We start from the raw sequence: 22980 nt of genomic DNA on the forward strand, positions 1-22980 counted from the left end.
TCTCGACACATGGGCGATACCTGGCGGGCTTCAAATGGCTCTCGACCGGGGAGTGAACTGCTCCCCACCTAAAGCCCCGCAGGAGATTCACCATGAACTTCAAGACCCTTGCCAGTGCCAGCCTGTTCGCCGTACTCAGCTTCGGCGCCATCGCCGCCCAGGCCAGCACCCAACCGATGCCCGACAGCCAGGCCATGCAGTACCGCTACGGTGATCACCTGGACGTCAAGCGCGTACTGTCGGTGAAGAACGAGCGCAGCAACGCCTGTGGCGTGGTCAATACCCGCATGGATTACCTGGACTCGCAGGGTCAGGCACAGAGCGTCGAGTACCGTACCTACGCCACCGGCGGTTGCCATGACAACTGATCGTAGCCAGGCCGAGCCAGGCCGCCCCTGGCGACGTCGCTGGCTCAAGGTGGGCGGTGTGATCCTGGCGCTCGCAGGCCTGGGCCTGGCCGGGCACCTGCTGGCGCGCGACGACCTGGGGCCGATGCCTTCGCTGGCAGGTGCCCAGGCGTGGATCAACTCGCCGCCGCTGGATGCGCCTGCGCTCAAGGGCAAGGTCGTGCTGGTGGACTTCTGGACCTGGGACTGCATCAACTGCAAGCGCAGCATGCCGTACGTCAACCAGTGGGCCAAGCGCTATGCCGACCAGGGGCTGGTGGTGGTGGGCGTGCATACGCCGGAGTACGACTACGAGCATGATGTGGGCAATCTCAGGCAGAAGGTACGCTCGCTCGACATCGGTTATCCGGTGGCGGTCGACAACGACTACCGGATCTGGAATGCCTGGGGCAACCAGTTCTGGCCGGCGCATTACTTCGTCGATCGCAAGGGGCAAGTGCGCCATGTGCATTTCGGTGAAGGGGACTACGCTGGCCAGGAACAGGTGATCCGCGAGCTGCTGGCCGAGCCGTCGACGTAGGCGCCGGCTAGCGCCGCTGCAGCGGGCCACTCAGCGCAAACTGGCAAAGTGTTCCTGCATCCTTATCGGGTCGGCCTTGCGACCGCTGAACAGCTCGAATGCCTTGACCGCCTGGAACACGGCCATGGTGCCGCCGTCGAGTGTCTGGCAGCCCAGCGCCCGGGCGTGGCGCAACAGCTCGGTTTCGAGTGGGAAGTAGATGATCTCCGCCACCCACAAGCGCCTGTGCAGCAGTTCGACCGGCAACGGCGTACCCGGCAGCTTGGCCATGCCCACCGGCGTGGTATTGACCAGCCCGTCGGCTGTCGCCAGGGCGTGGGCCAGGTTTTCGCCCAACTGCGCGCGGCCGGCCCCGAAGCGTGCGCTGAGGTTGTCCACCAGCGCTTGCCCGCGTGCGCGGTCTACCTCGAACAGCACCAGGCTCTCGACTTCCTCGGCCAGCAACGCATGAGCCACCGCGGCCCCCGCGCCGCCAGCGCCCATTTGGACTACCTGGCGCCGAGCAACGCCGGGCAGGCCTCGGCACAGGCCTTCGGCGAAACCCAGGCAGTCGGTGTTGTGGCCGATGCGCCTGCCGTCCTTGAACACCACGGTGTTGACGGCGCCGATGCCGCGCGCCTCGTCCGAGAGCTCATCGAGCAGCGGCAGGATCGCCTGCTTGAACGGGAAGGTGATGTTCAACCCGGTAAAACCGGTGTGCTGCGCCGCGTCGAGCAAGCGGGGCAGCGCGCTGTCGTCCACACCCAGCTGGTCGGCATCGATCAGCCGGTACAGGTAGCGCAAGGCCTGGGCGTCGCCTTCGTGCTCGTGCAGCGCGGGTGTGCGCGAGGCCTGGATGCCGCGCCCGATCAGGCCAGCGAGGATGCTGTGCGGCGTCATGCTGCGACCTCCTGCAGCAGTTGCTGGAAGTGGGCAAGCGCTGCGCGGTAGCCCTGGCTGCCCAAGCCGCAGATCACCCCCACGGCCACCGCCGATACGAACGAGAGGTGCCGGAACGGCTCGCGCTTGTAGACGTTGGACAGGTGCACCTCGATCACCGGCAGTTCACAGGCGACGAGCGCGTCACGGATGGCAACCGAGGTGTGGGTCCAGGCGCCGGGATTGATCAGGATGCCGGCGCAGCGGCCACGGGCGCCATGTATCCAGTCGATCAGTTCACCTTCGTGGTTGGTCTGGCGAAACTCGGTTTCCAGGCCCAGCTCACGGGCGCTGGCTGCGCACAGATTGGCAAGGTCGGCGAGGGTTTCCCGGCCGTAGTGACCAGGTTCGCGGGTGCCCAGCAGGTTGAGGTTGGGGCCGTTGAGTACAAGGATGGGGCATGGCATGGCGCAGCATCGCTTTTATTGTTAGTTGCAACAATTTTTGTACTATCCGGTTAGTTTTGTAAATCAGCTGCCGCCGCTCGGTATGAAAATCGGGGGCGATAATCGCCCACCGTTCCGGCTGGATTACAGAATCGTAATCTTCACGCCACCGCCACGATAACCGCCGCGTCCTAGAGTCCCTCGCCAGCAATCGCCAGCCGTCGAGGACCCCAGACCGTGCCGTTCAAACCCTCCCGCTTCCTCGCCCTGATTTGCCTGCTGTCGGCCAGTGCTGTCGCCCAGGCAGGACAGGGCCTGACCCTGAACCAGGCGCTCGATGCGGCGTTTGCCGATAATCCGGACCTGGCTGCCGTGCGCCAGGCGCTCGGCATTGCCGAAGGCGAACGGCGCCAGGCGGGTCTGATACCCAACCCGGAGCTTTCCTGGGAGCGTGAAGACACTCGCCGCGATACCAGCACCACCACGGTCATGCTCAGCCAGGCGCTCGAGTTGGGTGGCAAGCGTGGCGCGCGTGTCGAGGTGGCCAAGGCCGGGCAGGATATCGCCCGATTGGAGCTCGAGCGCCAGGGCAATGGCCTGCGTGCCGATGTGACCCAGGCTTTCCATGCTGCACTGCGGGCGCAGACTGCGGTGCAGCTGGCCGAGCAGTCCAAGGCCTTGACCGTACGGGGCCTGCGGGTGGTAAAGGCGCGGGTTGCGGCGGGCCAGTCATCGCCGGTCGAGGCCACTCGCGCCGACGTGCAGTTGGCCCAGGCTCTGGCGCAACTGCGCCGTGCCGAAGCGGATCGCACGGTGGCCTGGCAGGCGCTGTCGCGCTTGATTGGCAGCGCCGATGTGGCGTTCACGCAGCTTGATGGCAACGGCTTGTTGCCTGGCCCGGCGCCACAGGCCGAGGTCTTGCTGGGCAAGGTCGAGCAGACCGTCGAGTGGCGCCTTGCGGCCGCGCAGATCGAGCGTGGAGAAGCCGCGCTGGGTTCGGAAAAGGCCCAGCGGATCCCCAACCTCACGGTCAGCCTGGGCAGCCAGTACAGCCGCGAGGACCGTGAACGGGTCAACGTGGTCGGGCTGTCCATGCCGCTGCCGCTGTTCGACCGAAACCAGGGCAACGTGCTGGCGGCCTCGCGTCGCGCCGACCAGGCCCGCGACCTGCGCAACGCAGTGGAACTGCGCCTGCGCAGCGATACCCGCAGCGCACTGAGCCAGTGGGCCATGGCCATGGCCGAGGTCAACGCCTACGACCGCACCATCCTGCCCTCGGCACGCCAGGCGGTAGATACCGCTACGCGTGGCTTCGAGCGCGGCAAGTTCGCGTTCCTCGACGTTCTGGACGCCCAGCGCACGCTGATCGAGGCCCGCGGGCAGTACCTCGACGCCCTGGCGTCGGCAAGCGATGCCCGGGCACAGATCGAGCGGATCTATGGCCAGCTGGATACCGGGCGCTGAGGCGCGGATCGAGCGTTCTACCTTCTTCATTTGCAGCAGGAGCCCCCATGAACACCACACGCACGTTCGCCATCCTTGCCACTCTGGTCGCCGTGATCGGCGTCGGTGGGCTGGCCTGGACCGGCAATCTCGCCCCCGCAAAGACCAGCGAATCAGGCCATGACGAGCATGGCGATGACGGCCACGACCACGGCAGTGCGCCTGCTGCGTCCGGCGAGGAAGGTCACGATGAAGAGGGCGAGCTGCATCTTTCTGCAGCGCAGATCGAGGCGGCCGGGGTCCAGTTGGTGACCGCCGGCCCGCGTGCCCTGGGTACGGCGATCAGTTTTCCTGGCGAGATTCGTTTCGATGAGGACCGTACCGCCCACGTGGTGCCGCGTGTTCCGGGTGTGGTCGAGTCGGTGCAGGCCGACCTCGGCCAGCCGGTCAAGCGTGGCCAGGTGCTGGCGGTGATCGCCAGCCAACAGATCTCCGAGCTGCGCAGCGAGCAGCAGGCGGCGCAGCGGCGGGTCGAGCTGGCGCGGCTGACCTTCGAGCGTGAAAAGCAGTTGTGGCAGGAGCGCATCAGCGCCGAGCAGGATTACCTGCAGGCTCGCCAGGTTTTGCAGGAAGCTGAGATCGCCTTGGCCAATGCCGGGCAGAAGGTTGCGGCCGTGGCCCCGGCGGGGGTGGGTAATCGCTACGAGCTGCGTGCACCGTTCGATGCGGTGGTGGTGGAAAAACACCTGACCGTCGGCGAAGTGGTGAGTGAGGCCAGCAATGCCTTCACCCTGTCCGATTTGAACCGAGTCTGGGCCACGTTCGCCGTGACCCCGCGCGATCTGGACAAGGTCACCAGCGGCCGCGCCGTGACCGTGAGTTCGCCGGACCTCGATGCGCAAGTCGAGGGCACCATCAACTATGTCGGCAACCTGCTCGGCGAGCAGAACCGCGCTGCCACTGCCCGCGCCACGCTGGCCAACCCCAATGGGGCCTGGCGCCCCGGGTTGTTCGTCAATATCGCGGTGACCGTCGAGCAAGCAGAGGCGGCCGTGGTGGTCCCCCAGATTGCACTGCAGACCCTCGAAGAGCGCAGCGTGGTGTTCGCTCGCACCCCTGATGGCTTCCAGGCGCTGCCAGTCAAGACCGGCCGCCGCGATGGCGGCTTCGTCGAAATCACCGAAGGCCTGGCCCGCGGCACCCAGGTGGCGGCGGCAGGCAGCTTTGTCCTCAAGTCCGAGCTGGGCAAGGGCTCGGCCGAGCACAGTCACTGATCCGGGAAACCCTCATGTTCGAACGCCTGATTCAATTTGCCATCGAGCAACGCCTGGTGGTGATGCTCGCCGTGGTGCTGATGGCTGCGGTGGGCATCCACAGCTACCAGAAGCTGCCGATCGACGCGGTGCCCGATATCACCAACGTGCAGGTGCAGATCAATACCGCTGCACCAGGCTATTCGCCGCTGGAAACCGAGCAGCGCATCACCTACGCCATCGAAACGGCCATGGCCGGCCTGCCCGGGCTCAAGCAGACCCGTTCGCTGTCGCGTTCGGGTTTGTCGCAAGTGACCGTGATCTTCGATGACGCCACCGATATCTTCTTCGCCCGGCAGCTGGTCAACGAGCGCCTGCAAGTCGCCCGCGAACAATTGCCCGAGGGCATCGAAGCGGGCATGGGGCCCATCTCGACGGGCCTGGGGGAGATCTTCCTGTGGACGGTCGAGGCCCGGGACGGTGCACTCAAGGAGGACGGTACGCCCTACACCGCCACCGACCTGCGGGTGATCCAGGACTGGATCATCAAACCTCAACTGCGCAATGTGCCGGGGGTGGCCGAAGTCAACAGCATCGGTGGCCACGCCAAGCAGTACCTGATTGCACCGGATCCCAAGCGCCTGGCGGCCTACAAGCTCACGCTCGATGACCTGATCGCGGCGTTGCAGGGCAACAATGCCAACGTCGGCGCGGGTGCCATCGAGCGCAACGGCGAGCAGTTGCTGGTGCGTGCGCCGGGGCAGGTGGCGTCGATCGAGGACATTGCCAACATAGTCATCTCCAGTGCCGATGGTGCGCCGATTCGTGTCAGCCATGTGGCCCAGGTCGGCCTGGGCGAAGAACTGCGCTCGGGAGCGGCGACCGAAAATGGTCGCGAGGTGGTGTTGGGCACGGTGTTCATGCTGATTGGCGAGAACAGTCGCACGGTGTCCCAGGCCGTCGCGGCGAAGCTTGCCGAGATCAACCGCAGCCTGCCCGAGGGCGTGGTGGCGGTCACGGTGTACGACCGCACCAACCTGGTGGAAAAAGCCATCGCCACGGTGAAGAAGAACCTGGTCGAAGGCGCCATCCTGGTGGTCGCCGTGCTGTTCCTGTTCCTGGGCAACATCCGTGCAGCGTTGATCACGGCCATGGTCATTCCGCTGTCGATGCTGTTCACCTTCACCGGTATGTTCGCCAACAAGGTCAGCGCCAATCTGATGAGCCTGGGGGCGCTGGACTTCGGCATCATCGTCGACGGTGCGGTGGTGATCGTCGAGAACGCCATCCGTCGACTGGCCCATGCCCAGCACAAGCACGGGCGCATGCTGACCCGTGCCGAGCGGTTCCATGAAGTGTTTGCGGCTGCCCGCGAGGCACGCCGGCCCCTGATCTACGGGCAGTTGATCATCATGGTGGTGTACCTGCCGATCTTTGCCCTGACCGGTGTCGAAGGCAAGATGTTCCACCCCATGGCGTTCACCGTGGTCATGGCCTTGCTGGGGGCGATGATTCTTTCGGTAACCTTCGTGCCGGCAGCGATTGCGCTGTTCGTTACCGGCAAGGTCAAGGAGGAAGAGGGTGTGCTGATGCGTACGGCTCGCCAGCGTTACGCCCCGGTGCTCGCCTGGGTACTGCGTCGACGCGAGCTGGCCTTCGCCGCTGCCGCAAGCCTGGTACTGCTGTCGGGTGTATTGGCCAGTCGCATGGGCAGTGAGTTCATTCCCAGCCTCAGCGAGGGCGACTTCGCCCTGCAATCGCTGCGCGTGCCGGGCACCAGCCTGAGCCAATCGGTGGACATGCAGCAACGCCTGGAACGGGCGATCATCGCCCAGGTACCCGAAGTCGAGCGGGTGTTCGCCCGCACCGGGACCGCCGAGATCGCCTCGGACCCGATGCCGCCGAACATCTCCGATGCCTACGTGATGCTCAAACCGCGTGAGCAGTGGCGCGATCCAGGCAAACCGCGCGACGCGTTGATTGCCGAGGTGCAGCAGGCTGCCGCCAGTGTGCCGGGCAGCAACCATGAACTGTCGCAACCCATCCAGCTGCGCTTCAACGAGCTGATTTCCGGGGTGCGCAGCGATGTGGCGGTGAAGGTCTTCGGCGACGACATGGACGTGCTCAACGCCACGGCGGCGAAAATTGCCACCACCTTGCAGCAGGTGCCGGGGGCATCGGAGGTGAAGGTCGAGCAGACCACCGGGCTGCCGGTACTGACCATCGATATCGACCGCGACAAGGCGGCACGCCACGGTCTGAACGTTGCCCAGGTGCAGGATGCGGTGGCCATCGCTGTCGGCGGGCGCAAGGCGGGGACGCTGTACGAAGGGGACCGGCGCTTCGACATGGTGGTGCGCCTGTCCGAGGCGCTGCGCACAGACGTCGACGGCCTGGCGAACCTGCTGATACCGGTGCCGGCCAGTGCTGGCGCCACTCAGATCGGCTTTATCCCGTTGTCGCAGGTGGCAAGCCTCAACCTGCAATTGGGGCCGAACCAGGTCAGCCGCGAGGATGGCAAGCGCGTGGTGGTGGTCAGTGCCAACGTGCGTGGCCGTGACCTGGGTTCGTTCGTCGAGCAGGCCGAGCAGACCCTGATCGACCAGGTGCAGGTCCCGCCTGGATACTGGACACGCTGGGGTGGGCAGTTCGAGCAGTTGCAGTCGGCTGCCGAGCGGCTGCGGGTGGTGGTGCCGGTTTCACTGCTGCTGGTGATGGCGTTGCTGCTGATGATGTTCAACAACCTGCGTGACGGCTTGCTGGTGTTCACAGGCATTCCGTTTGCCCTGACCGGAGGGGTGCTGGCCCTGTGGCTGCGGGATATTCCATTGTCGATTTCGGCAGGGGTCGGGTTCATCGCGCTGTCGGGGGTGGCGGTGCTCAACGGCCTGGTGATGATCGCCTTCATTCGCAGCCTGCGAGAAGAGGGGCGATCGCTGCGGGTGGCGGTCGAGGAGGGCGCGTTGACCCGTCTGCGGCCGGTACTGATGACCGCGCTGGTGGCGTCGCTGGGGTTCATCCCGATGGCGCTGGCCACCGGCACGGGCGCCGAGGTGCAGCGGCCGCTGGCGACAGTGGTGATCGGTGGGGTCTTGTCGTCGACGGCCTTGACCTTGCTGGTGTTGCCCGCACTCTATCGCTGGGCGTACCGGCGGGAGGAAGATTGAGAGGGCTACCAGCCGGCTCCGGTGATGTCAGACCGAGGCTGGCTGGCTCCCCAGCGATTCCTCATGCAGGGAGATGCGTGAAGTCTCCGGTAGCGCCAGCCCGCCAACCAGCGCCACCAGGGCGATAACCACCAGGTAGAAGGCCGGCGCCAGGCTGCTGCCGGTCTGGCCGATAAGCCAGGTCGCCACCAGCGGCGCGGTGCCGCCGAAAAGTGTATAGGCGACGTTGTAGGTGATGGCCGAGGCGGTGTAGCGGGTGCGGGTCGGGAAGCTCTCCGACAACAAGGCCGCGGTGACCACCCCGCTCGACAAAGCGCCTACCGCCAGCAGGATCACCCCCAGCAACGCGCCCGCCATCGAGCCGGAGCTTGCCAGCCAGTAAGCCGGGAACACGCAGACCATCACCCAGAGGCATGTGAAGCCAATGGTCCGGCGGCGTCCGATCCAGTCGGAAAAGGCACCTGCCAGCGGGCAGCCAGCCGCTGCGAACAGCAGCGCCACGGTGGTGACCAGTAGCGACTGGGCGCGGCTGAGGTTGCCGACCAGTTGCAGGTAGGTGGCGAAGTAGGTGGTGAACATGTAGAACGACAACGCCGTCAGTGAGATGAACGCGCCCAGGTTGCGGATCGCCCGGCCATGGTGGCGCAGCGTTTCCTTGAGTGGCGAATGTTCGTGCTCGCGGCCCTCGGCGATGGCTTCGCGGAAGGCCGGTGTTTCCTCCATGCGCCAGCGCAGGTAGAGCCCGACCAGACCCAGCGGCGCGGCGATCAGGAAGGGCACGCGCCAGCCCCAGGTGTTCATGGCGTCCGGCGTCAGGCTGGCTTCAAGGGCATAGGCAATGACCGCCGCGCAGGCGAACGCCGAGAAGGTCGAGACCGGCACGAAGCTACCGTAGAACGCACGTTTTTCCCGAGGCGCATGCTCCATCAGGTAAGCGCAGGCCCCGGCGTATTCGCCACCGGCGGAAAAACCTTGCAGGCAGCGCGCCAGGGTCAGCAGTACGGGCGCGGCGATGCCGATGCTGGCGTAGGTCGGCAGCAGCCCGATGAGCGTGGTGGAGCCCGCCATGAGCAGGATGGTAAGCGACAGGATGCGCTTGCGTCCCAGGCGATCGCCCAGTGCGCCGAACACGATGCCGCCCAGCGGACGCAGGGCGAAGGCCACGGCGAAGACGGCGAAGGTCTTGAGCAGGGCGACGCTGGCGTCCTGGCTGGCGAAGAACTGGCTGGCGATCAGCGTGGCGAGAAAACCGTATACCGCGAAATCGAACCACTCGACGAAGTTGCCGATGGCCGAGGCGGCAATCACCCGACGCAGGGTGGCGGGGGATACCTCATGGGATACAGACATGCGAATGCTCTCCGGTTGTCATAGGCAGCCTGGCGGGGTTGGACACGGTCGAGCCGTGTCGTCTCGTTGTCAGGGCCAGTAGAGCGGAGGGCGGGGGGCGGTGCATCCTTGAGGGCGACACCGGGATATCTGTTTCAACCGGTAATCTGTCGCGAACCAGCGCACGGCAGTACTCGCTCAGACGGCGAATACCACCCCGGTACGCGAGGCAGCATTGCGGATATGCTCCTGCATCGCTCGCTGCGCCCCGGCTTGCGACCTGCGCTCGAGGGCCTTGAGGATCTTGCGATGTTCCTGCCAGGTCTCCATGGCCCGCTCAGGGCGAATGAACGGCAGCTTCTGGCTCTCCAGGAAAATTTCCTGGCTGGTGGTGATCACCTGCAGCATCGCCTGGTTGCCGCAGGCCTGCAGCAGCAACTGATGGAACTCGAAATCAAGCCGCGCCGCCTGCTCGAAGCGTCCGTTGCGCAGCTCCTGGCGCATGGCCTCGACGTTGGCCTGGAGCCTGTCGATGTGATCGGCGGTCAGTGCCAGCGCAGCCTGCCCGGCGGCGAAACCCTCCAGCGCATAGCGCAGTTGGAAGGTATCAGCCGCCGATACCTGTTCGGCATAGGGCCATGAGAACCCGCTGGGTGTCGGGCTCTGCACGAAGACGCCTTTGCCCGGCTGCACGCTCACCAGCCCCAGGGCACTGAGCGACGACAGCGCCTCGCGCAGTGAGGCGCGGCTGACGCCAAGCCGTTCGGCCAGATCGCGTTGCGAGGGCAGGGCATCACCCGGCTGGTAACCGCCTTCATCGATAAGCTTGCGGATGGCCTGCAGGGCCAGTTCCGGGACGGCGCGGGGGAGGGTGTCGAGCATGCTGTTCAGACCAGTCAGAGGGCAATGACGCTGACGTTTTACGGTGAACCGACCGTGCTGGCAAGCGTTGCGCCAACCTGGCGCAGCCCCTCAAGGCCCTGCACGAAAGCAGGGCGCATTGCGGGGCAGAGGACGACCATGCGCTGCAACTGTTCAGACCAGTAAGACCTTGCAGTCACGGGCCTGGCAGCGTTTCGCAACGGGGTGGGGCGCAGACTGGCATGCCCCCTGCAATGGCCAGGTCAGTCCCATCACCCGAGTTCCTGCGAGGCCTACCCATGACGTTCCGCTCCCTGCTCCTGGCAACCCTGTTCTGTGGCACCTCCTTGGCCCTGCCGTTGGCTCAGGCCGACGCGCTGGCCGATATCAGTGCCCGTGGCGTGCTCAAGGTGGCCGTGCCCCAGGACTTCCCGCCGTTCGGTTCGGTCGGCCCGGACATGAAGCCCCGTGGCCTGGATATCGATACCGCGCAACTGCTGGCTGACAAGCTCGGTGTGAAGCTGGCCCTGACCCCGGTCAACAGCACCAACCGTATCCCGTTCCTCACCACCGGCAAGGTCGACCTGGTGATCTCGAGCCTGGGCAAGAACCCTGAGCGTGAGGCAGTGATCGACTTCTCGCAGCCCTACGCGCCGTTCTACCTGGCCGTGTTCGGCCCAGCCGAGGCGAAGATCGATGACATTGGCGCGGTCGCCGGCAAGACCATCAGCGTCACCCGCGGCTCGATCGAAGACATGGCCCTGACCGCCGTGGCGCCCAAGAATGCGGTGATCAAGCGCTTCGAAGACAACAACTCGACCATCGCCGCCTACCTTTCCGGGCAGGTCCAGTTGATTGCCAGCGGCAGCGTGGTGATGTCGGCCATCGCCGAGAAGAACCCGGCCAAGGTGCCGGTGGTGAAGGTCAAGCTGAAGGACTCGCCAGTCTATGTGGGTGTGGCCAAGAACGAGGCGGCGCTGCTGGAGAAGGTCAACAGCAGCCTGGCCGCGGCGAAGGCCGACGGTAGCCTGAACCGCAATGCCGAGAAATGGCTCAAGCAACCTCTCCCAGCCGATCTTTGAGCGGCTGCGGACACCTCTAGCCATGGCTTATCAATTCGACTTCGCCCCCGTGCTCGCCCAGGGTGACCTGCTGCTCAAGGGGGCCCTGTTCACCCTGCAGCTGACCGCCATCGGCACTGTGCTCGGCCTTGCCATCGGCGTGATCGGCGCCGGTGTGCGGGCCTGGCGCCTGCGCCCGTTCGACCTGCTGTTCGGCCTGTACGTGGAACTGATCCGCAACACGCCGTTCATCGTGCAGCTGTTCTTCATCTTCTTCGGCCTGCCCGCGCTGGGCGTGCGCCTGAGCGAATGGGAGGCGGCAGTGCTGGCGATGGTGATCAACCTGGGGGCCTATTCCACCGAGATCATTCGCGCCGGCATCCAGGCGATTCCCAGGGGGCAACTGGAAGCCGCAGCGGCCCTGGCCATGAGCCGGTTCGAGGCGTTCCGCCACGTGGTCCTGCGGCCTGCGCTGGCCAAGGTCTGGCCGGCGCTGACCAGCCAGATCGTGATCGTCATGCTCGGCTCCGCGGTGTGCTCGCAGATTGCCACCGAGGAACTGTCGTTCGCCGCCAACTTCATCCAGTCGCGCAACTTCCGTGCGTTCGAGACCTACCTGCTGACCACCGTCCTGTACCTGCTGATGGCCATCCTCGTGCGCCAGTTGCTGAGCTGGATCGGGCAGCGCCTGCTGATGGGGAAACGCTGAATGGACTTCACCTTCTGGGACATCCTGCGCAACTTGCTGACGGGCCTTCAATGGACACTGGCCTTGTCGCTGGTGGCATTCGCCTGTGGCGGCCTGGCCGGGTTGCTGGTACTGATCGGGCGCATTTCCGAGCGGGCACTGCCAAGGCGCCTGGCCCGTGGCTACATCGAGCTGTTTCAGGGCACACCGCTATTGATGCAATTGTTCATGGTGTTCTTTGGCATTGCGCTGTTCGGCATCGACGTCTCGGCATGGATGGCGGCGGCGACCTCCCTGACCTTGTTCACCAGTGCGTTTCTCGCCGAGATCTGGCGGGGTTGCGTGGAGTCGATTCCACGTGGCCAGTGGGAGGCCTCCGGCAGCCTGGCACTCAGCCGTATGGAGCAGTTGCGCCACGTCATCCTGCCCCAGGCACTGCGCATCGCCATCGCGCCGACCGTGGGCTTTTCGGTGCAGGTGGTCAAGGGCACGGCGGTGACCTCAATCATCGGCTTCACCGAACTGACCAAGACCGGCGGCATGATCGCCAACGCCACCTTCGAACCCTTCATGGTCTATGGCCTGGTCGCGCTGGGCTATTTCATCCTCTGTTATCCGCTCTCGCTGAGCGCCCGTTATCTGGAAAGGAGGCTGCATGCCCCTGCTTAGAGTGTCCGCGCTGCACAAGTACTACGGCGACAATCACGTGCTCAAGGGCGTCGACCTGAGCATCGAAGAGGGCGAAGTGGTCGCGATCATCGGCCGCAGTGGCTCGGGCAAGAGTACCTTCCTGCGCACGCTGAACGGCCTTGAGTCGATCAGCGACGGGGTGATCGAGGTGGACGGTGAATACCTCGACGCCAGCCGTGCCGACTTGCGCGCCTTGCGGCAGAAGGTCGGGATGGTGTTCCAGCAGTTCAATCTGTTCCCGCACCTGACCGTGGGCGAGAACGTGATGCTGGCGCCGCAAGTGGTGAAGAACACCGGCAAGGCGCAGGCGCGTGAGTTGGCCGAGCGCATGCTGGCCAGGGTGGGGCTGGCGGAGAAATTCGACGCCTACCCGGATCGCCTCTCGGGCGGGCAGCAGCAGCGGGTGGCGATCGCCCGCGCGCTGGCGATGTCGCCCAAGGTCTTGCTGTGCGACGAGATCACCTCGGCGTTGGATCCGGAGCTGGTCAACGAGGTGTTGGCAGTGGTGCGCCAGTTGGCCAGCGAAGGCATGACCTTGATCATGGTCACCCACGAAATGCGCTTCGCCCGTGAGGTGGGCGACAAGCTAGTGTTCATGCATCAGGGCAAGGTGCATGAGGTGGGCGATCCCGGCGAGCTGTTCGCCGCTCCGCGTACCGCGGAGCTGGCGAACTTCATTGGCATGACGGTACCGACCTGAATGCCTCGGGACCAGACACAGCCTAATCACGGCCGACTTTCCAGGGCGCGTACTGGAGCAGCCCGTTACCGGCGAAATTGCCATGCGCGTCTGGCGCGAACCCTGGCATCTGCCCCAGGTCGAGGTTCAGGCACTGCCGGTTGAGCCGTGCCTGGAGGGCTCCGTCCATGCGAAACGCGTCCTTGCGCACCGGGTGCGGAGCAAGCTCAACCAGGCAGCCTGTTACCCGGCCTGCCGCATCTGCCTGGTAGCGGATCAGGGCCAGACCTACGCTGTCGACTGGTTCATCGCGCATCAGCGTCCGCCACAGAAACTGATTATCGGCATGCTGCTGGCGTCGTTGCTGCTCAAGTTCCGACACATAGGGCGGCCTGAGCAGGACCAACGGCGCGACCAGTTGCGCCTCTCCCTTGTCACCCTGCATCCCGGCGGGCACTTTGGGATAGACAGTTTTCCAGCACTGGCTCTGGACGGTACTGGCCAAGAGTTTGCGGTCGGTGGCGGTCATGTCTTGAGGGAACTGCATGGCCAGGCTCGTCTTGGCGCGATGGGTGCTGCAGGCGATCGGGCGGCCGTCGCGATCCAGGGTGACTTTCAGGTTGAGCACTCCAGCCATCTGGCCGCCGGTGGCAGCCAGCATGTCGTGGTGCAGCATGCCCATGGTCTGCTCGATGAAGGCCTGGCGAGCTTTGGGGTCGACAGGTGGCGCAGCGTCGGCCTTGGGCCCGCTCTGGCAGCCACCGAGCAGCAGGATAGTGGCAAGGCCGAGCAATGCAAGGGACAAGCGTGGATCTGGCACGAACACATCCTTGATAGCAGGACGGAACCGTCATGGTCCGTTTTGGAGGGGCAGCATATCGAACGGACGAGCTGAGGCAAAATTCAGGGCTGGCGAAGATTTTTCAGGGTGTTGCGGGCCCTTCCGAGCCCGCAGCCACGAGAATCATGGCACAACCATCAAGCTTTTGGGCTTTCAACGATCCTGCAAGTCGTGCAGCAGATCCTTCAGCACGCCACGACCCTGCTCATCCAGCCCGAACACTGGCCGCCGCGGCTCGCCCACTGGCAGGATCAGCTCAACCATGAAGTGGGGGAGCCGAACGCACTGTTCGCCGCTCCGCGCACGGCAGAGCTGGCGAACTTCATCGGGATGACGGCGTCGGTATGAAGCAAGTCCGGGACAGGCGAGGAACGATCAGTTCTGATCTTGTGCCCGGTATGTCGCGAACGCACCACCGCTTGGGGCTGCCAGATTGAGGCGGATCACGGGCTTCCACAGGCCGTTGGCAGTGGTCAGCAAGTCCTGTTGCATGCCCTTGGCCTGCTCAATGGCTGGTTTGGCGGTATTGTCATCCTTGTACTGATAGAAGAACGCCTCAAGCGGCAGCAGGTCAGGAATGTTTTGCGGCCAGGTCCCCACGATCAGCTCGTTATGGTGAAGTTGCTGCTGGGCATTGAGCATGGACTTGCGCGATACCGACGCGAGATTGAATTCAGTTAGGTTGATGGCAAGGCTGCATTGATGTTTGTTGCGCTCGTTGAAGTAGGAACCGTTGTCGGCTACCGAATGAAAGTGACGCTGAAGTTGTGCCAGGTTTGTAACATTCTGCGGTGCGCATTTGTCGCTGATCGCACCGTATTGACTATGAATGCCACAGCCATTCGCACCTCGATTCCAACTTGCGGCATCGGTGGGGTACATGCACAGCGGTGTGATCGGATACATGCGCGGTTGCTTGACGGCGTCGAGCTCGTTGAAGATCAGCCCTTGGTTCAGCGTGTTCCATGCAAGCGTCGTGATACCCAGATCCGTTCTCAGGTACGAGAACGACACTGCGCCGCTGTCTACGGATTTCTGGCTTGGATTCCATGCTCGGAAGTTGGGGGAGAATGTCGTGGTGCGCAGGATCACGCCGGCGCAGTAGAGTGGCGCCTTGAATTCGCAATCGTTTAGTGTGTTGGCATAACGCAGGTTCAGGCCATTGGCAGTTGCTATGCCTTGCTGATCGCGGCTGAGCGGTTTGAAAACTTGCTTGTCAGTGGCGCCAAGGTCCAGCCCTACGATGGGGACCAGGCGGAAGGTTTCCTTGTAGAAGGCATCGCGCAAGTTGAGGGAATTTTCGAAGGCTCCGCTTTTGGCGGTGTTGTAGAAAAACGCCTCGATCGGCAGCTGTTTTGAGTAATTTTCGTCCCATGTGGGAATCAGCAGTTCGTTGCCATAGGCCTTGGCAATGTCACTGTGAGACGCCCGCACCTTCAGGCTGGTGATCAGTTGTTCCGGTACCTGGACACTCAGAGAGCACTGTTTGCTGCGATCCAACCCGCCGCCTTTGAAATCGGCAGCCCAACCGTCTGGGTCGGTCGCGGGTGTGGCCTTGATCATGCAGGAACTTTCGTCCTTGTGTTGCCAGATCTCGGTTTTGGTCGGGCCGCACCCATGCAGCCATCGACCCGCGGCGGCCCCTTGGGTGCCAGCCATGAACGGGTAGATGCAACGCGGCGTCTGCAGCGCATAGCCAGCAGCACGCGCGGTGCTGTTATCCATGAATATGAAACCGCTGGACAAGTCGTTGCTGTTGCTGGTGCCGTCGGCACGCAACCAGGAAAAAGTCACCGAACCGAGTGCTTTGGCCGCAGGGCTGTGAGTCCAGAAGCTGAAGTTGGGGTTGAAGGTGGAGCGGCGCAGGATGATACCGCTGCAGTGCAAGGCCGAAGCACCGTCATCGCAGTGCTCCACTACATTGTTGTAGCGCAGGTTGAGCCGGTCGATCAGCGATGGTTGCTCGGCGATCTGCAGCGTGGACTGGTCCAGGATCGTGGCGGGCGCCGCCTGGCTGGGTCCTTGCTCGCCCTGCTGTTCATTAGGGGGGGCGGCGGCGAAGGAGGGCAGTTGGCCAAATACGCCAAAAATGGCACAGCAATATACAAAGACTCGAGCCTTGCCTGGCATGTCGCGCCCCTTCATCTTGTTGGATGTTGGGCGGAATTTAAGCTCGGCTTTCTCGCCCCTACAACTGGCAAATTTGTCAGTTGTAGGGGGGAGTCACACCTATCAATCGTATGGCGTGCAGTGATCTCCAGGCCTTCAATGGCTGCGCAGGTCGTGCAGCAGGCGCTCCAAGGTGTCGCGAGTTTGCTCATCGAGCCCGAACACCGGTCGACGTGGTTCACCCACCGGCAGCCCGGTCATGGCCAATCCGGCCTTGATGGTCGCTGGCAAGCCGCCTTTGAGAATGAAGTCCAGCAATGGCAATTGGTGGTAGAACAACGCCTGTGCTTGCTTGAGGTCGGCGTCGAGTACCGCCTGGTACAGCTGCAGGTTCAGTTGTGGAATGAGATTGGCCGCTGCAGTGCACCAGCCTTTTGCTCCGGCCACGAAAGCCTCCAGCGCCAGCGGATTGCAGCCGTTGTAGAACGGCACCCGGCCTTCTCCGAGCAGCTGCAGCCTGTGCATGCGCTGGATGTCGCCAGTACTCTCCTTGACCATGGTGACGTTGTCCACCTCGCGGACAATGCGCAGGATCAGTTCCACCGGCATATCAGTGCCGCTGGTGGCGGGGTTGTTGTAGAGCATGATCGGCAGGTCGACCGCAGCGCCGATGCTGCGGTAGTGCGTGAGGATCTCGGCTGCACTGAGCTTCCAGTAGGCTGAAGGCAGCACCATCACCGCATCGGCACCGTGCTGCTGGGCGAAGCGGGCGCGGCGGATCGCGCCAGCGGTGGTCAGGTCGGAGACGCTGACGATGCTGGGCACGCGCTTGGCAATGCGTTCGAGGCTGTATTGAGCGACTTGATGCCATTCACTGTCGCTCAGGTAGGCGCCTTCACCGGTGCTGCCCAGCGGGGCGATCGCGTGTACGCCGCTGTCGATGAGGCGATCGATGGACTGGCCCAGGGCAGGCAGGTCGAGCTGTTCGCCGTCCTGGCTGAACGGAGTGATGGTGTAGCCGATGATACCGTGGAATTCTGTGGTCATGATGGATGGCTCCGCAAGCAAGGCATTCAGGGGTCAGTCAAGGCAGTTGGCGTGTTTGCGCAGGCTCTGCCGGGCGAAGTAGTTGAACGAGGCGCCGTGGCGCTTGGGGCGGTCGATCCAGTCGTGGGCTTCACGACCAAGCTGCGGGTCGATGGATTTGATGCTGCCGGCGGACATCGCCAGCAACTGAAGGCGCGCGGCGCGTTCGATCAATTGGGCATAGACGCAAGCCTGCTCGATACTGGTGCCGGTGGACAGCTGGCCGTGGTGCGAAAGCAGGATGGCGCGCTTGTCACCCAGGGCCTGGCTGATGATCTCGCCTTCTTCGTTGCCCACCGGTACGCCAGGCCAGGCGCCGAGGAACGCGCAATCGTCGTACAGCGGGCACAGGTCCATGTGTGAGACCTGCAGCGGCACCTCCAGCATCGACAGGGCGGCAACGTGGGTGGGGTGGGTGTGGATGATGCAGTTCACATCTGGCCGGGCGCGGTACACCCAGCTGTGAAAGCGGTTGGCGGGGTTGGGCATGCCTTGGCCTTCGAGCACCTCCAGGTCTTCGTTGACCAGCAGCAGGTTGCTGGCACTGATCTCGTCGAAGCCCAGGCCCAGTTGTTGGGTGTAGAACGTGCCAGGTTGCGGGCCACGGGCGCTGATCTGCCCGGCCAGGCCTGAATCATGGCCATGGTCGAAGAGAATTCGACAGGTCAGGGCCAGCTTTTCGCGTACAGTCCACGTATTATCGGCGAGTGAGCCTTGCATCTGTGCCAGCGCTTTGTGCACCAGTTGCTCTTTGCCGAGTGTCAGGGTGTTGGCCATGGGGATATCCTCTGTGGCGTGCTGATGATGCCAGTGCTTGCCCGCCTCGCTGCTTTGATCGGGAGAGGGGCGGTCAACCACATGACACAAAACAATCTACATGACACAAAGTGTCATTAGCAAGGCCGTTCACACGGGAAAACCGCGCCGCATGTCTATCCGCTTGAAACTGCTGAGAAAGAAACTGGGCATTACCCTGGAGGTGCTGGCTGAGAAATCCGGCATGACCAAGAGCTACCTGTCGAAGGTCGAGCGTGGGTTGAACACCCCTTCGATCGCGGCGGCGTTGAAGCTGGCCAGGGCATTGAACGTCAATGTCGAAGAATTGTTTGCCGAAGATCACACTCTCCAGGCGCGCTACAGCCTGATGCGCAGCGGTGAGCGCCAGGCCCTGGTAGGTGATGGTGCAGGCCCGGGTTATACGGTGCTGACGTCACAGATCGGGCAGCGCAGCCTCTTACCCTTTCTTGTTCAGCCACCCCGCGATTTCAGTGATCCCACGTTCAAGGAGCACCAGGGCGAGGAATTTCTGTTCGTCCATGCGGGCCAGGTCGAGGTCGATTTCATGTCTGAGCGGGTGTTGCTGGAGCAGGGCGATGCCCTGCATTTCAACGCGCAGACACCGCATCGGCTGCGCTCGGTCGGTGAATGCCAGGCGCAGTTGCTGGTCGTGGTACAAGGCGGTGAGGCGTGAGGCGCGGACGATGATCGAGGTGTCGCGGTTCTGGCGCGATCCAGCGCTGCCCTTCGTCGAGGCGCGGCGGGTGGGAGATGGGCGCCAGGTCTGCTATGGCCCGCATTCGCATGAAGGTTTTTCCGTGGGTGTGGTGACGGGCGGGCGCAGCAGCTATCTGTCCGGCGATACCTGGCGCGAGCTTGCGGCCGGCGCTACGGTGCTGATGAACCCCGGTGTGGTACATGCGTGCAATCCGATCGAGGGTGAGGTCTGGTCGTACCTGATGTTGTACGTCGACCTGCCCTGGCTTGAGGCGCAGGGCTTCGTCCTGCCCCAGGCAACCTACAGCGAGTCGCCAGCGCTCTATGCGCGTCTGTTGCAGCTCTTCGCCGGGCTGTTCGATGGCGATACCGACGTCAGTGAAACGATGCTGAAGGCGTTCTTCAAGGCACTGCCGGGATACCTAGAGGCAGCGCCCGGCGTGCATTCGCAGGCACATCCGCGTCTGGAGACGGCAGCGGCCTTCATTCGTGCCCATCGCCTCGACCCTTTGAGCCTTGACGATATCTGCGCCGCCGCGGGGTTGTCGCGGGCGTATCTGATTCGCGCGTTCCGTCGACGCTTTGGCTTGACGCCCCATGGGTATCTGGTCGACCAGCGGGTACAGCACGCCCGGGCGCAATTGCGTCGCGGACGCGGGATCGCCGAGGTGGCGCTGGAGGCGGGCTTTGCCGATCAGGCGCATCTGCAGCGGGCTTTCAAGCAGCATCTGGCCGCCACGCCAGGGCATTACCGCAGCGGCGGTTGAGCGCGTTAGCCCAGTACCAGGTACACCGCGCTGGCGACCAGCAGTACCGCCAACCCGCGATTGAACAGACGCATGCGACGTGGGTTACCCAGGTACTGACTGATCACGCTGCCAGCCCACGCCCAGCTGGCCACTGAGACGAAGCAGATGGGTGCATACAGCCAGGTGAACAGCCACAGCAGTTGCTGGTCGCCGCCGGTATAGGCGCCGATTCCGGCCACTGAAGCCAGCCAGGCCTTGGGGTTGAGCCACTGCATCACAGCACCGTGCCAGAACGAGGGCGCCTGCGTCTGATGGCTGGCGTTCAGCTGGCCGTTGTCGCTGGACAGCTTCCAGGCCATGTACAACAGGAACAGCACCCCACCCCAATGCAGCAGGCGGCTTAACACTGGCCAGCGCAGCAGCACTTCATGCAGCCCCAGGCCGATCAGTACCAGCAGCAGGCAGAACCCCAGGCTGGCGCCGGCAGCATGGCCCAGGCTGGCACGCAGCCCATGACGTGCACCACTGCCGAGGGCGACTATATTCACAGGGCCAGGAGAAATCGAGGCCGCCAAGGCGAAGGCGGCCATGGACAGTGACAGGCTCATGAAAGGCTTCCTTGATGTCGAATGAGGTCACGCATCCTGGCTCACCTTTGAGGCCCTGGTATTGAACGAAAGTGCTCAAACGGAGCTGTTACAGCTTTTGTAATAGTTTCACACTGTCAGGAAAACCTGCTTCGATTGTAGGATCACCTTCCCAAATTTCTATCAAGGTATTTATGAGCACCTTCGCGGAGCCCCCCAGTCTTCGGCCGTCCTGGCCATCCTTTCCGCGTCTTCGTGACGTTTCTCCCGAGAGTACCCGCTAATGGAATGGCTAGCTGACCCCACGGCCTGGCTAGGCCTGTTGACGCTTATCGTCCTCGAGCTGGTGCTGGGTATCGACAACCTGGTGTTCATCGCAATCCTCGCCGACAAGTTGCCGCCGCATCAGCGCGACCGTGCCCGGGTGATCGGGTTGACCTTGGCACTGCTGATGCGCCTGGGCTTGTTGGCCTCCATCTCGTGGATGGTGACCCTGACCGCGCCGTTGTTCGAGGTCTGGGGCAAGAGCTTCTCTGGCCGTGACCTGATCATGCTGTTCGGTGGTGTGTTCCTGTTGTTCAAGGCCACCATGGAGTTGCACGAGCGCCTGGAAGGGCATGTGGCCCAGAGCACCGGCGCTGTGCGTCACGCTGCCTTCTGGCCCATCGTCGCGCAGATCGTCGTACTCGATGCGGTGTTCTCGCTGGATGCGGTTATCACGGCCGTTGGCATGGTCGAGCAGCTCTCGGTGATGATGATCGCAGTGATCTTCTCCATCGGTATCATGATCGTTGCCAGCAAGCCGCTGACCCGTTTCGTCAACGCCCACCCGACGGTGATCATGCTGTGCCTGGGCTTCCTGATGATGATCGGTTTCAGCCTGACTGCCGAAGGCCTGGGCTTCCATATCCCTAAAGGCTATCTGTATGCGGCTATCGGTTTCTCGATCCTGATCGAGCTGTTCAACCAGGTGGCACGGGCCCGCCGCAAACGCAGCCTGCAGCAGCACAAGCCGCTGCGCGAGCGCACCGCGCATGCTGTACTGCGCTTGCTGGGTGGGCGACGCATCGAGGCCGATGAAGTGGGCGAGGAGATCGCCGACCTGGTCGAAGGGGGGGAAGAGCAGGTGCTGTTCGACCGCCGCGAGCGGGTGATGATCAGCGGTGTGCTGAACCTGGCAGAGCGACCGATACGCACCGTGATGACCGTCCGTGCCGAGGTGGATGCCATTGATCTGGCGCTGTCGGATGAAGCCATTACGCAGGTCTTGGTCAACTCGCCATACTCGCGACTGCCGTTGATTCGTGACGGTCGTATCGACGAGCCACTGGGCTTTGTGCACAAGAAGGAGTTGCTCAAGGAATTGCTCTCGGGCAATCAGCCAGACCTTGAAAGCATGGTGCGTACACCGCTGAACCTGCTGGAGAGTTTCAGTATTCTCAACGCGCTGGAGCAGATGCGTGGTCAGTCCACCCACATTGCCTTCGTGGTCAACGAATTTGGTGACTTCACCGGCGTACTGACCATGACCGACATCCTCGAGTCCATTGCTGGCGAATTACCAGACGCCAGTGAGGTGGAAGGACCGGGGATCGTCGAGGAGTCGGGCGGTTTCGTGGTCAGTGGTGCCCTGAACCTGAGCCAGGTTCAGGCGCGTACCGGCTTCGTCGCCCGCGCCACCGAGGATTACCAGACCCTGGCGGGCTTGGTGATGAGCCTGCTGGATCGCCTGCCGGTGGTAGGCGATCAACTGGCCTGGAACGGCTGGACCATGACGGTGGTGGCGGTGGAGGAGAGGCGGGTGCGCCAGGTGCGTCTTACACCGACCGACGACGCTGACGCAGCAGGTGCTTGATGCCTTCGAGCACCAGCACCAGCACCGCAGCCCAGATCGGCAGGTAGGTCAGCCACTGGTCAGGCGCGATGCTCTCGCCCAGTAGCAGGGCTACGCCGACCAGCAGCACCGGTTCGACGTAGCTGAGCAGGCCGAACAGACCGAACGGCAGCAGGCGACTGGCGAGCACGTAGACGATCAGCGCCGAAGCGCTGATCGCTCCCAGCAGCGGGATCAGGGCGTACAGGCCTGGATGTGCAGCCAGGTCGGCACTCGACAGCGGGCCTTGGATCACGAAGTACAAGGCCCATGGCAGCAACAGGCACATGTCGCACCACAAGCCGCCCAGGTGGTCGGTGCGGCAGCGTCGGCGCAGCACGAAATAGATCGGATAGCCGATCACAACCACCAGCGTCTCCCAGGCGAAACTGCCATGCTGGTACAGCTCGTGACCAACGCCAAGCGCGGCGCAGCCTACCGCCAGCTTCTGCAAGCGTGACAGGCGCTCGCCATAGGCCACTCTGCCGGTCAGGACCATGGCTAGCGGCAGCAGGAAATACCCCATCGACACCTCAAGGCTACGCCCGTGCAGCGGCGCCCAGAGGAACAGCCATAGCTGGACACCCAGCAGCCATGACGTGCCGACCATGCCCAGTAACAGGCGAGGGGTCTGGCGAACGCGCGCCAGCAGCTCGCCGACATGCTTCCAGTCCTTGCTGAGCAGCATGAACAGGGTGAGGCACGGGAGGGTCAGCAGGGTGCGCCAGCCGAAGATCTCCTCGCCGTCGAGCGGTGCGAGCATGGAGGTATAGAAGTACATCACGGCGAACAGACAGGATGCCATGACAGACGAGATGATGCCTTTTGACACGAAAGCC

Annotated in this window: 23 protein-coding genes; 13 read left to right on the forward strand and 10 right to left on the reverse strand. The window is 63.5% G+C overall.

Translation table 11 applies throughout. The features are described from left to right. Positions 1-92 precede the first annotated feature (92 nt). Both IAE40_RS00285 and IAE40_RS00290 read left to right on the forward strand, forming a co-directional pair. Positions 93-368, forward strand: a complete 276-nt coding sequence (locus IAE40_RS00285) for a DUF2790 domain-containing protein (protein WP_054890709.1) — start codon at positions 93-95, stop codon at positions 366-368. Beyond that, positions 358-927: a thioredoxin family protein gene (locus tag IAE40_RS00290; protein WP_125929988.1), complete on the forward strand. Its 570-nt coding sequence runs from the start codon at positions 358-360 to the stop codon at positions 925-927. The genes IAE40_RS00285 and IAE40_RS00290 overlap by 11 nt, the downstream gene beginning before the upstream one ends. A gap of 30 nt (positions 928-957) precedes the next feature. Here the strand turns inward: IAE40_RS00290 and IAE40_RS00295 are convergent, their stop codons facing one another. Continuing rightward, on the reverse strand, positions 958-1806 hold the full coding sequence (locus IAE40_RS00295; RefSeq protein WP_200602373.1) for a shikimate dehydrogenase: 849 nt from the start codon (positions 1804-1806) through the stop codon (positions 958-960). Next, a complete protein-coding gene (gene aroQ, locus IAE40_RS00300; protein ID WP_065863678.1) occupies positions 1803-2252 on the reverse strand; it encodes a type II 3-dehydroquinate dehydratase in 450 nt (149 codons plus the stop codon). Before aroQ ends, IAE40_RS00295 begins: the two co-directional genes overlap by 4 nt. Before the next feature lie 216 nt (positions 2253-2468). Between aroQ and IAE40_RS00305 the strand changes: the two genes are divergently transcribed. The 3 genes from IAE40_RS00305 to IAE40_RS00315 are packed head-to-tail and all read left to right on the forward strand — an operon-like array spanning position 2469 to position 8094. After that, positions 2469-3695, forward strand: coding sequence for a TolC family protein (locus IAE40_RS00305; RefSeq protein ID WP_200602374.1), 1227 nt, complete (start codon positions 2469-2471; stop codon positions 3693-3695). A 47-nt stretch (positions 3696-3742) separates the two neighbouring features. Beyond that, complete coding sequence (locus tag IAE40_RS00310) at positions 3743-4948, forward strand: efflux RND transporter periplasmic adaptor subunit (protein ID WP_200602375.1); 1206 nt, start codon at positions 3743-3745, stop codon at positions 4946-4948. Positions 4949-4962: 14 nt separating this feature from the next. Beyond that, positions 4963-8094, forward strand: coding sequence for an efflux RND transporter permease subunit (locus IAE40_RS00315; RefSeq protein ID WP_200602376.1), 3132 nt, complete (start codon positions 4963-4965; stop codon positions 8092-8094). Between the two features lie 27 nt (positions 8095-8121). Here IAE40_RS00315 and IAE40_RS00320 read toward each other — a convergent pair whose 3' ends face one another. Continuing rightward, entirely contained in the window at positions 8122-9444 is a 1323-nt protein-coding gene (locus IAE40_RS00320; RefSeq protein WP_063545000.1) for an MFS transporter, read from the reverse strand. Positions 9445-9621: 177 nt separating this feature from the next. Beyond that, positions 9622-10305: a FadR/GntR family transcriptional regulator gene (locus tag IAE40_RS00325; RefSeq protein ID WP_054890701.1), complete on the reverse strand. Its 684-nt coding sequence runs from the start codon at positions 10303-10305 to the stop codon at positions 9622-9624. 278 nt (positions 10306-10583) lie between these two features. On the opposite strand from IAE40_RS00325, the gene IAE40_RS00330 reads away from it, so the two are divergent. From IAE40_RS00330 to IAE40_RS00345, 4 genes are read left to right on the forward strand one after another with little or no spacing between them, the layout of a single operon-like run. Continuing rightward, positions 10584-11366 (forward strand): transporter substrate-binding domain-containing protein, encoded by a 783-nt coding sequence (locus IAE40_RS00330; RefSeq protein ID WP_200602377.1) that lies wholly within the window; start codon positions 10584-10586, stop codon positions 11364-11366. A 22-nt stretch (positions 11367-11388) separates the two neighbouring features. After that, positions 11389-12054 carry an amino acid ABC transporter permease gene (locus tag IAE40_RS00335; RefSeq protein ID WP_054890699.1) on the forward strand — a complete coding sequence of 222 codons (666 nt, stop codon included), beginning with the start codon at positions 11389-11391 and terminating at the stop codon, positions 12052-12054. Continuing rightward, positions 12055-12702 (forward strand): amino acid ABC transporter permease, encoded by a 648-nt coding sequence (locus IAE40_RS00340; protein ID WP_197890808.1) that lies wholly within the window; start codon positions 12055-12057, stop codon positions 12700-12702. Next, complete coding sequence (locus IAE40_RS00345) at positions 12689-13423, forward strand: amino acid ABC transporter ATP-binding protein (RefSeq protein WP_197890810.1); 735 nt, start codon at positions 12689-12691, stop codon at positions 13421-13423. The genes IAE40_RS00340 and IAE40_RS00345 overlap by 14 nt, the downstream gene beginning before the upstream one ends. Before the next feature lie 22 nt (positions 13424-13445). Here IAE40_RS00345 and IAE40_RS00350 read toward each other — a convergent pair whose 3' ends face one another. Continuing rightward, positions 13446-14222 carry a hypothetical protein gene (locus IAE40_RS00350; protein WP_153773722.1) on the reverse strand — a complete coding sequence of 259 codons (777 nt, stop codon included), beginning with the start codon at positions 14220-14222 and terminating at the stop codon, positions 13446-13448. A 192-nt stretch (positions 14223-14414) separates the two neighbouring features. Here IAE40_RS00350 and IAE40_RS00355 point away from each other — a divergent pair, with 192 nt between their 5' ends. Next, positions 14415-14591, forward strand: a complete 177-nt coding sequence (locus IAE40_RS00355) for a hypothetical protein (RefSeq protein ID WP_153773721.1) — start codon at positions 14415-14417, stop codon at positions 14589-14591. Positions 14592-14618: 27 nt separating this feature from the next. On the opposite strand, the gene IAE40_RS00360 is transcribed toward IAE40_RS00355, so the two are convergent. The 3 genes from IAE40_RS00360 to IAE40_RS00370 all read right to left on the reverse strand — a co-directional run bounded on the left by IAE40_RS00360 (position 14619) and on the right by IAE40_RS00370 (position 18215). Beyond that, positions 14619-16373 carry a hypothetical protein gene (locus tag IAE40_RS00360; protein WP_200602378.1) on the reverse strand — a complete coding sequence of 585 codons (1755 nt, stop codon included), beginning with the start codon at positions 16371-16373 and terminating at the stop codon, positions 14619-14621. Between the two features lie 135 nt (positions 16374-16508). Beyond that, positions 16509-17399, reverse strand: a complete 891-nt coding sequence (locus IAE40_RS00365; RefSeq protein WP_200602379.1) for a dihydrodipicolinate synthase family protein — start codon at positions 17397-17399, stop codon at positions 16509-16511. Between the two features lie 33 nt (positions 17400-17432). Then, positions 17433-18215, reverse strand: coding sequence for an aldolase (locus IAE40_RS00370; protein WP_200602380.1), 783 nt, complete (start codon positions 18213-18215; stop codon positions 17433-17435). A 151-nt stretch (positions 18216-18366) separates the two neighbouring features. Here IAE40_RS00370 and IAE40_RS00375 point away from each other — a divergent pair, with 151 nt between their 5' ends. Both IAE40_RS00375 and IAE40_RS00380 read left to right on the forward strand, forming a co-directional pair. Further along, positions 18367-18909: a helix-turn-helix domain-containing protein gene (locus IAE40_RS00375; RefSeq protein WP_200602381.1), complete on the forward strand. Its 543-nt coding sequence runs from the start codon at positions 18367-18369 to the stop codon at positions 18907-18909. A gap of 10 nt (positions 18910-18919) precedes the next feature. Then, positions 18920-19699, forward strand: a complete 780-nt coding sequence (locus tag IAE40_RS00380; protein WP_197890813.1) for an AraC family transcriptional regulator — start codon at positions 18920-18922, stop codon at positions 19697-19699. Positions 19700-19704: 5 nt separating this feature from the next. On the opposite strand, the gene IAE40_RS00385 is transcribed toward IAE40_RS00380, so the two are convergent. Next, complete coding sequence (locus IAE40_RS00385; RefSeq protein WP_153773716.1) at positions 19705-20289, reverse strand: LysE family translocator; 585 nt, start codon at positions 20287-20289, stop codon at positions 19705-19707. 262 nt (positions 20290-20551) lie between these two features. On the opposite strand from IAE40_RS00385, the gene IAE40_RS00390 reads away from it, so the two are divergent. Then, positions 20552-22123 (forward strand): TerC family protein, encoded by a 1572-nt coding sequence (locus IAE40_RS00390; protein ID WP_197890815.1) that lies wholly within the window; start codon positions 20552-20554, stop codon positions 22121-22123. On the opposite strand, the gene rarD is transcribed toward IAE40_RS00390, so the two are convergent. Beyond that, positions 22086-22973, reverse strand: coding sequence for an EamA family transporter RarD (rarD, locus tag IAE40_RS00395; protein ID WP_197890817.1), 888 nt, complete (start codon positions 22971-22973; stop codon positions 22086-22088). The two genes, IAE40_RS00390 and rarD, sit on opposite strands and share 38 nt — an antisense overlap. Positions 22974-22980: the final 7 nt, after the last annotated feature.

It is taken from the genome of Pseudomonas sp. S44, assembly GCF_016624805.1.
GTDB classification, from domain to species: domain Bacteria; phylum Pseudomonadota; class Gammaproteobacteria; order Pseudomonadales; family Pseudomonadaceae; genus Aquipseudomonas; species Aquipseudomonas machongensis.

Bases quoted from the DNA above. Each gene is read 5' to 3' on its own strand.
- IAE40_RS00285 (WP_054890709.1), top strand. From the start codon at position 93: ATGAACTTCAAGACCCTTGCCAGTGCCAGCCTGTTCGCCGTACTCAGC.
- IAE40_RS00290 (WP_125929988.1), top strand. From the start codon at position 358: ATGACAACTGATCGTAGCCAGGCCGAGCCAGGCCGCCCCTGGCGACGT.
- IAE40_RS00295 (WP_200602373.1), bottom strand. From the start codon at position 1,806: ATGACGCCGCACAGCATCCTCGCTGGCCTGATCGGGCGCGGCATCCAG.
- aroQ (WP_065863678.1), bottom strand. From the start codon at position 2,252: ATGCCATGCCCCATCCTTGTACTCAACGGCCCCAACCTCAACCTGCTG.
- IAE40_RS00310 (WP_200602375.1), top strand. From the start codon at position 3,743: ATGAACACCACACGCACGTTCGCCATCCTTGCCACTCTGGTCGCCGTG.
- IAE40_RS00315 (WP_200602376.1), top strand. From the start codon at position 4,963: ATGTTCGAACGCCTGATTCAATTTGCCATCGAGCAACGCCTGGTGGTG.
- IAE40_RS00320 (WP_063545000.1), bottom strand. From the start codon at position 9,444: ATGTCTGTATCCCATGAGGTATCCCCCGCCACCCTGCGTCGGGTGATT.
- IAE40_RS00325 (WP_054890701.1), bottom strand. From the start codon at position 10,305: ATGCTCGACACCCTCCCCCGCGCCGTCCCGGAACTGGCCCTGCAGGCC.
- IAE40_RS00330 (WP_200602377.1), top strand. From the start codon at position 10,584: ATGACGTTCCGCTCCCTGCTCCTGGCAACCCTGTTCTGTGGCACCTCC.
- IAE40_RS00335 (WP_054890699.1), top strand. From the start codon at position 11,389: ATGGCTTATCAATTCGACTTCGCCCCCGTGCTCGCCCAGGGTGACCTG.
- IAE40_RS00340 (WP_197890808.1), top strand. From the start codon at position 12,055: ATGGACTTCACCTTCTGGGACATCCTGCGCAACTTGCTGACGGGCCTT.
- IAE40_RS00345 (WP_197890810.1), top strand. From the start codon at position 12,689: ATGCCCCTGCTTAGAGTGTCCGCGCTGCACAAGTACTACGGCGACAAT.
- IAE40_RS00360 (WP_200602378.1), bottom strand. From the start codon at position 16,373: ATGCCAGGCAAGGCTCGAGTCTTTGTATATTGCTGTGCCATTTTTGGC.
- IAE40_RS00365 (WP_200602379.1), bottom strand. From the start codon at position 17,399: ATGACCACAGAATTCCACGGTATCATCGGCTACACCATCACTCCGTTC.
- IAE40_RS00370 (WP_200602380.1), bottom strand. From the start codon at position 18,215: ATGGCCAACACCCTGACACTCGGCAAAGAGCAACTGGTGCACAAAGCG.
- IAE40_RS00375 (WP_200602381.1), top strand. From the start codon at position 18,367: ATGTCTATCCGCTTGAAACTGCTGAGAAAGAAACTGGGCATTACCCTG.
- IAE40_RS00380 (WP_197890813.1), top strand. From the start codon at position 18,920: ATGATCGAGGTGTCGCGGTTCTGGCGCGATCCAGCGCTGCCCTTCGTC.
- IAE40_RS00385 (WP_153773716.1), bottom strand. From the start codon at position 20,289: ATGAGCCTGTCACTGTCCATGGCCGCCTTCGCCTTGGCGGCCTCGATT.
- IAE40_RS00390 (WP_197890815.1), top strand. From the start codon at position 20,552: ATGGAATGGCTAGCTGACCCCACGGCCTGGCTAGGCCTGTTGACGCTT.